This window comes from Phytoactinopolyspora endophytica (assembly GCF_004138495.1).
Lineage (GTDB): Bacteria > Actinomycetota > Actinomycetes > Jiangellales > Jiangellaceae > Phytoactinopolyspora > Phytoactinopolyspora endophytica.
The window spans coordinates 293458-302274 of sequence record NZ_ML142853.1 but is presented as its reverse complement, the minus strand read 5'-3'; the positions used below and the strand labels follow the sequence as shown (position 1 = coordinate 302274).

General features: G+C 67.8%; 9 protein-coding genes. 6 read left to right on the top strand and 3 right to left on the bottom strand.

Annotation, left to right across the window (positions count from 1 at the left end; genetic code table 11):
• From ELR45_RS37645 to ELR45_RS12185, 3 genes are all read left to right on the top strand, one after another.
• Nucleotides 1-917: FAD-binding oxidoreductase (locus tag ELR45_RS37645; protein WP_205856475.1), on the top strand; the 917-nt coding region annotated here is incomplete at its 5' end.
• A 253-nt stretch (nucleotides 918-1170) separates the two neighbouring features.
• The gene (locus ELR45_RS12190; protein WP_129666268.1) at nucleotides 1171-1893 is read left to right on the top strand and encodes an ArsR/SmtB family transcription factor; all 723 of its coding nucleotides are present in this window, start codon (nucleotides 1171-1173) and stop codon (nucleotides 1891-1893) included.
• Complete coding sequence (locus ELR45_RS12185; protein WP_129666266.1) at nucleotides 1883-3133, top strand: MFS transporter; 1251 nt, start codon at nucleotides 1883-1885, stop codon at nucleotides 3131-3133. The genes ELR45_RS12190 and ELR45_RS12185 overlap by 11 nt, the downstream gene beginning before the upstream one ends.
• A 132-nt stretch (nucleotides 3134-3265) precedes the next feature.
• On the opposite strand, the gene ELR45_RS12180 is transcribed toward ELR45_RS12185, so the two are convergent.
• Nucleotides 3266-3799: a hypothetical protein gene (locus tag ELR45_RS12180; protein WP_205856474.1), complete on the bottom strand. Its 534-nt coding sequence runs from the start codon at nucleotides 3797-3799 to the stop codon at nucleotides 3266-3268.
• 253 nt (nucleotides 3800-4052) lie between these two features.
• Between ELR45_RS12180 and ELR45_RS12175 the strand changes: the two genes are divergently transcribed.
• Both ELR45_RS12175 and ELR45_RS12170 read left to right on the top strand, forming a co-directional pair.
• Complete coding sequence (locus ELR45_RS12175) at nucleotides 4053-5189, top strand: sensor histidine kinase (RefSeq protein ID WP_129666265.1); 1137 nt, start codon at nucleotides 4053-4055, stop codon at nucleotides 5187-5189.
• Complete coding sequence (locus ELR45_RS12170; RefSeq protein WP_129666264.1) at nucleotides 5186-5839, top strand: response regulator; 654 nt, start codon at nucleotides 5186-5188, stop codon at nucleotides 5837-5839. Before ELR45_RS12175 ends, ELR45_RS12170 begins: the two co-directional genes overlap by 4 nt.
• A gap of 82 nt (nucleotides 5840-5921) precedes the next feature.
• On the opposite strand, the gene ELR45_RS12165 is transcribed toward ELR45_RS12170, so the two are convergent.
• Both ELR45_RS12165 and ELR45_RS12160 read right to left on the bottom strand, forming a co-directional pair.
• Nucleotides 5922-6893, bottom strand: a complete 972-nt coding sequence (locus ELR45_RS12165; RefSeq protein ID WP_205856473.1) for an ornithine cyclodeaminase family protein — start codon at nucleotides 6891-6893, stop codon at nucleotides 5922-5924.
• A gap of 29 nt (nucleotides 6894-6922) precedes the next feature.
• Complete coding sequence (locus ELR45_RS12160; RefSeq protein WP_129666263.1) at nucleotides 6923-7717, bottom strand: alpha/beta fold hydrolase; 795 nt, start codon at nucleotides 7715-7717, stop codon at nucleotides 6923-6925.
• Between the two features lie 259 nt (nucleotides 7718-7976).
• Here ELR45_RS12160 and ELR45_RS12155 point away from each other — a divergent pair.
• Nucleotides 7977-8817: N-acyl homoserine lactonase family protein (locus ELR45_RS12155; protein ID WP_205856472.1), on the top strand; the 841-nt coding region annotated here is incomplete at its 3' end.

Genomic DNA, 8817 nt, shown 5'->3' with positions numbered 1-8817 from the left:
TCAGCCGCAAGTACGGCCTGACCGTCGACGACGTGCTCGCGGCCGAGATGGTGACCGCGGACGGCCAGATCCTGCACGTCGACGAGGAGAAGCATCCGGACTTGTTCTGGGCCATCCGGGGCGGCGGAGGGAACTTCGGCGTTGTGACCCGGATCAAGTACCGGCTGCACGAGGTGGACGGCGTTGTGGGCGGAATGATGGTGCTCCCGGCGACGGCCGAGATTCTGCACCGGCTGGTCGCCGAGGCGGAGGCGGCGCCGGACGAGTTGTCCACGATCATCAATGTGATGATGGCTCCGCCCATGCCGTTCCTACCCGCCGAGGCTCACGGTCAGCTGGTCATCCTGGTCTTGCTCTGCTATGCGGGCTCAGCGGAAGATGGTGAGCGCGCAGTGGCGCCGTTACGCGCAGTGGCGACGCCGATCGCCGACATGGTGCGGCCGACCACCTACCCGGACATGTTCCCGCCCGAAGCGCCGCCCAGGATCGCCGCCGCGTCGCGGATGGTGTTCCTCGACGGTCTGAGCGCAGAGTCGGCCGACCTGATCATCGACCGTCTGACGTGGTCGCCCGCGCCGATGCGGGCCGTGCAGCTGCGCGTGCTCGGTGGTGCGATCGCCCGCGTGCCTGACGACTCAACGGCGTACGTGCACCGCGGTCGGCGCCTCATGGGCAACGTAGCTGCGATGTCCACGGACGTCTCGGCGATCTCCGAGTACGAGCCGTGGGTTGCCAAGGTCGCCGGCGACCTGGATGACGTCGTCCCAGGTGCATACGTCAACTTCCTCGGCGATGAGGGGCCGGAGCGGGTCCGCGAGGCGTACCCGGGCGCTACTTGGGAGCGGCTGGTCTCGGTCAAGCAGACGTATGACCCGGCCAACGTCTTCCGGCTGAACCAGAACATCCCGCCGGCCTGAGCGCGGACGGTGCGTGTCGGCTCTGTACTGGGCCGGCGGGCACCAACGTGCGCATCAGCGAGGTCGCCCCGTGCTGAGGGCACGTCGTTGCATCGAACCACGCGGGGTGAGTCCTCGGTGTGGGCTGGGCATGAAGATCTGGGAGGACGGATCACGCCCGAAGGACCACCAGGCCGCGAGGTCGGCAGAATCGCAAACATTCATTTGCAAACGACTCTTTGCAAATGAATGTTTGCGGTTTATGCTGTCCGGCATGGTGGAGAACAAGCCCGCACCGTGGCCGCTCGAGCCTGATCCTGAGCGGGATGTCCTGCTCGACGCCCGCTCGCTACGAGCGGTCGCTCACCCCGCCCGCCTGCGCATCCTCGGGCTGCTGCGGATGGAAGGCCCGGCCACGGCGACCACGCTGGCAGTGAAGCTGGGGCTGAACACGGGCGCCACCAGCTACCACCTGCGCCAGCTGGCAGCGGCTGGGCTGATCGTCGAGGTCGAAGAACGTGGCACCGGCCGGGACCGCTGGTGGCGAGCCGCGCACCGGTCGAGCTATCTGAACGTCGAGGACCTGACCGAGGACGAGAAAGAGGTCGGTGTCGCGTACCTGCGTGCCGTTGCTCTCGTATACGCGGAGAAGATGCAGCGTGCCGCCGACGAACGTCCGATGCTGCCTCGCCAGTGGCAAGACGCCACGACGTTCAGCGATTTCCCGTTCCTGCTGACGCCCGATGAGGCCACGCGGATGCTCCGCGAGCTCCGGGAGGTCGTCGCCCGCTATCGTCCGCTGAGCGACCCGGCCGCTGCTCGCCCGGCGGATGTGTCCGGGGAAGCGCGGCCTTACCACGTCCAGCTCCAAGCGTTTCTGCAGCCAGGGCAGGACATCGCCGAGGGCGCCACGGACGCCGAGCGTACGGAAGACGCCGAGGGTACGGAAGGCGCCGAAGACACCGAGAGTGTCGGGGGCACCGAGGATGGCGGCTGAGGCGCCTGCACGCTCGTGGCGGGGGCTGGTCGGGGTTCTCGCCGCGCAGGCCGTGGCCTGGACCGGCACCCGGCTGTCCGCGATCGCGCTGCCCTGGTTCGTGCTGACGACGACGGGGAGCGCCGCACAGACCGGCGTCGTGGTGTTCGTCGAGATGACGCCGTATGTCCTCATCCAGGTACTCTCCGGTCCGTTGATCGATCGCGTCGGGCCGCGTCGGATCAGCATCACCGGGGATCTGGTGAGCATGGGCGTGGTGTCGCTGATTCCGCTGCTGCACGCCGCCGACCTGCTGAGCTTCGGGCTGTTGCTGCCGCTGGTTGCTGTCGTCGGGGCGTTCCGTGGCCCGGCAGACGCCTCCAAAGGTGTGTTCATACCGGCGATGACCCGGGCCGCCCGAGTGCCTCTCGAGCGCGGCACCGGCCTGACCGGAACAATCGAGCGTCTGGCGTCGACCGTCGGTCCGGCGGTTGGCGGCGTGGTCGTTGCCGTGGTGGGCGGCGCCTACGCGCTCGTCATCACCGCCGTCCTCTTCGGGCTCGGCGCGGCGATCATCGCGATGACCACGCCGCCCTCAGAGGCTCCTGCGGACGGCGAAGCGGGGGAGAGCTACCTGTCCCGGCTTCGTAGCGGCGCCGAGTTCCTCCGCAAGGAACGGCTGCTGCGCTCGATCGCCGGGATGGTCGCGGTCACCAATCTGCTCGACGCCGCGTGGGCTTCGGTGCTGCTCCCGGTATGGGCGCGGAACGGTGGTCACAGTCCGGCCGTCATCGGCTTCGTGGTCGGCGTGATGAGCGCCTTCGCCGCGCTCTCCAGCCTGGGGTCCGCCGCGATAGCGCACCGCCTTCCGCGGCGACCGGTCTACTTGATCGGATTCCTGATCGCCGGCGCGCCGAGGTTCGTCGTGCTCGCGCTCGGAGCCCCGGTCTGGGTGATCGCCGTGGTCTACGCCGTGTCCGGTCTCGGCTCAGGCTTCCTCAACCCCATAATCGGCGCTATCCAGTTCGAACGCGTTCCGCCGGAGATGTATGGCCGGGTGCGGACACTTGTCGTCGCGGTCGCATGGTCTGGGATGCCGTTCGGTGGGCTCGTCGGCGGTGGCCTGATCGCGCTGGCAGGGCTCTCGCCGGCCCTCCTGCTGTGCGGCGCCGTCTATCTGGTGACGACGACCTTGCCCGGCCTGCAGAAGGAGTGGGCCGACATGGACCGGGAACGACGACGCCCGGTTTCCCAACCATGAGCGCCGGTTCCTGTGCCGACCTACGCAGTCGACCGGTGCACGTCTGGTGCGCCCGGCTTAACGAACGACCGCCCCGGTCGTGCCTCAAGGGCCGGCCGAGGCGGTCGTCGTCGATTGGTCGCTGATCCACGGTCAACGTGTCCTGGAGGACCGGTCGGTCACCATGCGGGCGCCGAGCACACGCGCGGCGATCACCAGGCCTGCCGCCACCAGGACGATGTCCTTCAGGACGTACTGCGCCTCAAGCGTGGGCGCACCGTCGGGGAACAAGTCGCCGAAGAACAGGACAAGCGGCGACATGATCGCCACCAGTGAGCCACCCAACACCACCAGGCCCGTCTTCAACAGCCTTCCCGTGGTCAGCGTCAGTCCGATGACCATCTCGATGAACGCCGTGAGAAACAGCGCGGTGTCCCCGGAGATGATCCCCAGTGTCAGCGTGTCCACCGTGCGGATGGCAAGGTCTTCGGCAGGGCTGGCCCCGGCCAGCTTCACAGCGCCGAAGCCCAGGAACACCAGGCCCAGGCTTACCCGCAGGATGGCGATACTGTGCCGCGCGAGCCATTCGGTGATCCGCCCGAGTCGCTCGTCGAATCGGGTCGGGGAACGCAGGTGCTCGTGGTCTTCCACTGCCGGTTCAGGTCGTTGGATCGTCAGGCTGGACATCAGGATTCCTCCGGTGATCGGTGGCGCTCCAGTCGTCGGCGCCAGTGGTTCTCAGCCTCGGCGAAAGCGCGCGTCGGCCCGAGAGCGACACATGGTGGGGCCAGCTCGCGTACATTGAGGCAGGTGGGCTGCGTCTTGCGCGGTGTCGGCCTACGTAGGCCGACGTACTCTCGGAGCCGCTTGCGGGCCGACGTTCGCACCGGCGATGTCGAACATGCTGGAGGGCATGCGCACAGGGAGGTCACCGAGGCCGATGAGGACGAGGTCGCAACTGGGCGACGTCGCGCTGGCGCTCGCGCTCGTCACGGTCGGTATTGCCGTCACGTCGACGTCGGATGGTTGGGACGTGGACTTCGACCGGCCTATCGACGGCGCCGGGTATGCGCTGATCGTTGCCGCCGGGGTGCCACTGATCGTGCGCCGGCGGTGGCCGGAGTTCGTGCTCGTCGCAGTCGCCGGTGCGTTGTCGTCGTACCTCATCGTCGGATACCCGTACGGGCCGGTCTTCTTTCCGTTCTTCATGGCCGTGTACACCCTGGCCCGGCACCGCCCGCCCGCGCGCGCGGCGCTGGTGACGGCGGCGGTGGTCCCGTTGCTCCTGATCCACCTGTTCACCAACAGCGCGGCGATTCCGGGCTTCGGGGGCGTGATCCCGGCGTCGGCCTGGGTGATCGTGCCCTTCGCGCTCGGGGTCACCGTCAGACTGACCCGCGAGGCGGCCGCGCGGGAACGTGCGGACACGCTCCGGCAGCACCTCGACGACGAACGGCTCCGGGTCGCCCAGGAGGTGCACGACGTCGTCGGGCACGGTCTGGCCGCGATCAAGATGCAATCGGACGTAGCGCTGCACCTGCTGTCGAAGAAGCCGGAGCACGCCGAGACGGCTCTGCGTACCATCAGCCGTACCAGCAGCGATGCGCTGGCGGAACTGCGTGCGACGCTGACGGTGGTGCGGCGTTCGGACGCCGAGGCCGGACGTTCCCCGGTGCCGGGCCTTGACCGGCTCGACGAGTTGCGTCAGCGGATGAGCGATGCCGGCGTGGACGTCGAGGTCGAGACGGTCGGTGATGCTCGTCCGGTACCCGATGCCGTCAGCCTGGCGGCCTACCGCGTCGTTCAGGAGGCGTTGACCAACGTGCTGAAGCACAGCGAGAGCAAGGTTGCCACGGTACGCGTCGCGTACAAGACTGACGCCGTGGTGATGACCGTCTCCAACCCGGTGAGAAGTGTCGCTGGTCCGAGTGCCGTCGGCGACGAGGTTGCCGACGGCTTGGGGATCCCCGGAATGCGGCGACGGGTGACGTCGCTGGGCGGGGAGCTCACGGCCGGTGTGAACCGCGAGGGTCGCTTCGAAGTACGGGCCTCAATACCGACGGGCGGTGAGCTGTGATCTCGGTGCTGATCGTGGACGACCAGGATGTCGTCCGGCTCGGCCTGCGCATGTTGATCGAGAACGAGGACGGGTTCACCCTCGCGGGTGAGGCTGCGGACGGCTTGGGGGCCGTGGCGGCGGCGAAGGAGAAGCGGCCCGACGTCGTGTTGATGGACATCCGGATGCCCGGCGTCGACGGCCTGGAGGCGACGCGGCGCATCCTCACGGACCCGGACCTCGAGTCGACGCGCGTGGTCGTACTGACCACGTTCGAGCATGACGAGTACGTCTTCGACGCGCTGCGCCACGGTGCCAGCGGGTTCCTGCTGAAGGACACATCACCTGCCGACCTGCTCGAGGCGGTCCGGTTGGTGGCGGACGGCCAGGCTTTGCTCTCGCCGTCGGTGACGCGCACGCTGGTGCGCGAGTTCGTCACTCAGGCGCCGCGGTCGGTGAAGCCACATCCCAACCTCAACGAGCTGACCGAGCGAGAGCGAGAGGTCGTCACCCTGGTGGCGGAAGGGTTGACCAACGACGGGATCGCCGGGCGGCTGTTCGTCAGCCCGGCGACGGCACGCACACACGTCAGCAGGGCGATGGTGAAGCTGGGCGCCAGGGACCGTGCGCAGCTGGTCGTCTTCGCCTACCAGTCAGGCTTGGCGACCTGAGCGTCGCTACCCCCACCATGATCATCGAGGATCCAGCGCGTGATCACACGCCAGATCCTCGATGATCATGGAATGCATGGGGCTAGATGTCGACCCGGGTGCCGATGCCGTGCTCCAGCGCGAACCTGTACGCCGTCGACGCGGCCGCGACGTCCAAGGCGGCATAGCCGGTGGATTTGTAGACGGTCATCTCGTCCGCCGCTCGTGCGGGTTGATCCCCGGACAACGTGGCGCCCACGAGTGTGGCGCGCTCATCAGGAACGTTCTGCAGCTCGTGGGCGCCGGCCGGCGGGGCCGACGAGATGGCACCTGCCCATTCCACGAACAACGACGCGGTGGTCAGCGTCGCCTGGTCGAGCTCGGGTCCGCGTGACCCGCCGACCGAGCTGATGTGGGCATGTGGGCGGAGCCAGCCGTGCTGCACGACGGGGCGGTCGGCGTCGGTGCAGCAGAAGACGACGTCGGCTGTCGACACCGCATCCCGGATCGAGCCAACGGGCCGGACACAAGGGACAGACTCTACGTCCCCACGGGAGAACTCCTCTGCCAGCTGTCGGGCCGTGCTGGCGTTGCGAGACGCGACCGTCACGTCCGCGGAGATACCGAGGTGGACGAGGAAATCCAGCTGCGCTCGAGCCTGTATGCCTGCGCCGATGACGGCGATCCGCTCCACGCCCGGTGGGGTCAGCGCTTCGAACGCGACGGTGGCGCTGGCAGCCGTCCGCTTGGCGGTGACGGCCTCGCCGTTCATGATCGACAGCACCCGGCCGTCGTTCTCGTCGATCAGGGCGACGATGCCCTGGTGCAAGCTGCGTCCGCCGGGCCCGGCACCGGGGAAGATGGAAACCAGTTTGCCGGCGAGCCCGAGGCCTGGCACATAGCCGGGCATCGCGCCGAGCAGCCCGGCCGGTGAGAACGCTGCGACGCGGGCCGGTACCGACGCCTCACCCCGGCTGGTGGCGATCAGCGCCGTACGGACGGCGCCGAGCAGGGGCTCGGGCTGAAGGGCCTCAGCCGTCTCGTCGTGACTGAGAACCAGCGTGCTGCTCATCATGTGCCTTCCTGGCTTTGAGGGCTTCGCTGTCAACGTATCGAGTCGAGGAACTCGTCGACGACGGTGTTCCAGGTATCCGGATCCTCGAAGTAGGTCGAATGGCTGAGGTCGAGCTCCACGACCTGGGCCCGGGGTAGGCGCTGTGCGACGTCGCGCACGTGCGCCGGCGTCATGAGGGGATCGCGGGAACCACAGACGAACAGGGCGGGGATCTCGAACTGGCTGAACACTGATGGTTCGTGGGTCGTCTCGGCGAGCATCGTCGCGAACTCCGCGTCGGGTGGCCGCTGTCCGAACGTGCTGAACGTCTGATACAGGTACGCACGGGCAGGATCGATCAAGGCCAGCCGGTCGCCGATGGCCGGATGCACGCCCAGTGGCCGGGTCCCGTGGGGAGCGCGGACCGGGCCGACGTCGAACGGGGGCAGGTTCAGCGACGGGATGCCCGCGGTACTGCTGGAGAGTATGAGCGAGCGGACCCGGCCGGGTGCGGCGAGCGCAGCTCCGAGGGCCGCCCATCCGCCGAGTGACTGACCAACCAGATGAGCGGCGTCGATCTCCAGGTGGTCGAGCAGTTCCACCTGGTCTGATGTCGACGACACGGGGCCGGCCCGGTCGGCCTTGTTCGACGAGCGCCCGAAGCCCCGTTGGTCCCACGTGACGACGCGGTAGCGAGCGGCGAAGTGCGGCAGCTGCTGGAACCAGACCGCAGCGGTGCCGCCCAGGCCGTGCGCGAATACCACGGGTACACCGTCACCAGCCGTTTCGTACCAGATCGTCTCGCCATCGGACGTTTCGAAGTACCCCTCGCTGCGGTCGATCACGGGCACCTTCCAAGAAACGTGCGCAGCCGGCGTAACTCCCGGCCGACGACCGGACCTCGTTTCACGGGCGTAGCACAGGTGGACGGAAATGTCGCGCTTGTCGATCTTATGTGACGCTGAGATCATCGGTTGTGCTGTGTCGCTCGCAGCGCAGTCCTGCCTGAAGCCGTGCCTGGTTGTCGATGGCTCAGTTCTGCTCCGTTGCGCGGGGTCGGAAGTCGGCGACGAGTCGCGGCGTCTGACATCCATTGGAGGCCAGGTGAGCCCAGCGATCGACCCGATTATCCGCGTATCGATGATCAGCACGGGTGCAGTGCGCATCCATCCAGAGCAGGTGGGTCCGACGAGCAAGCCGATGGCTCTGTGGCTGCTCGCGTCCACGCGGTGGACGGAGCCGCGACCGGTCAGCGTGTTCGTGGTCGAGCATCGTTCCGGGGTGGTTCTGTTCGACACAGGTCAGGATCGTGCGTCGGTGACCGATCCGGGCTACTATCCCGGGCGGCTCGACAGACTGGTGAACGCGCGCATGGCGAAGTTCGACATCTCTCCCGCCGAGACGCTCGAGGCGGGACTGTCCGCCTTGGGGTACAGCGTCGACGACGTGAGTTCGGCCGTGATCTCGCATCTCCACCCGGACCACATCGGCGGGCTCCCGCTGCTCCGCCACGCCAGCATGGTGATCAGCGACGATGAGTGGAAGACGCTCGAAGCGCCGCGCCCTCAGGCGCGTGGTCTGTACCGCTCGCTCATCGACCTGCCTGGCTTGGCCTGGAAACGGATCACGCCCGAGTCGCTCGCGGATTCGGACCTGGCCCCCTTTGCCGACGGTCACGATCTGTTCGAGGACGGCAGCGTGGTGCTGCTGCCGACCCCCGGCCATACCCCGGGTTCGCTGTCGATGCTGGTCAGGCGTTCCGGTCATGCGCCTTTGCTGATGGTCGGCGACCTCACCTATGACGCGGACATGCTCGCCGCGGCCCAGCTCTCGGGTATGTGCGACAAGAGACAGACCCGCGTATCGATAGACAAGGTCAACGCTCTGCGTGAGGCGATGCCGGAGCTTGTCGTCCTCCCAACCCACGACCCTGCCGTGGCCGACC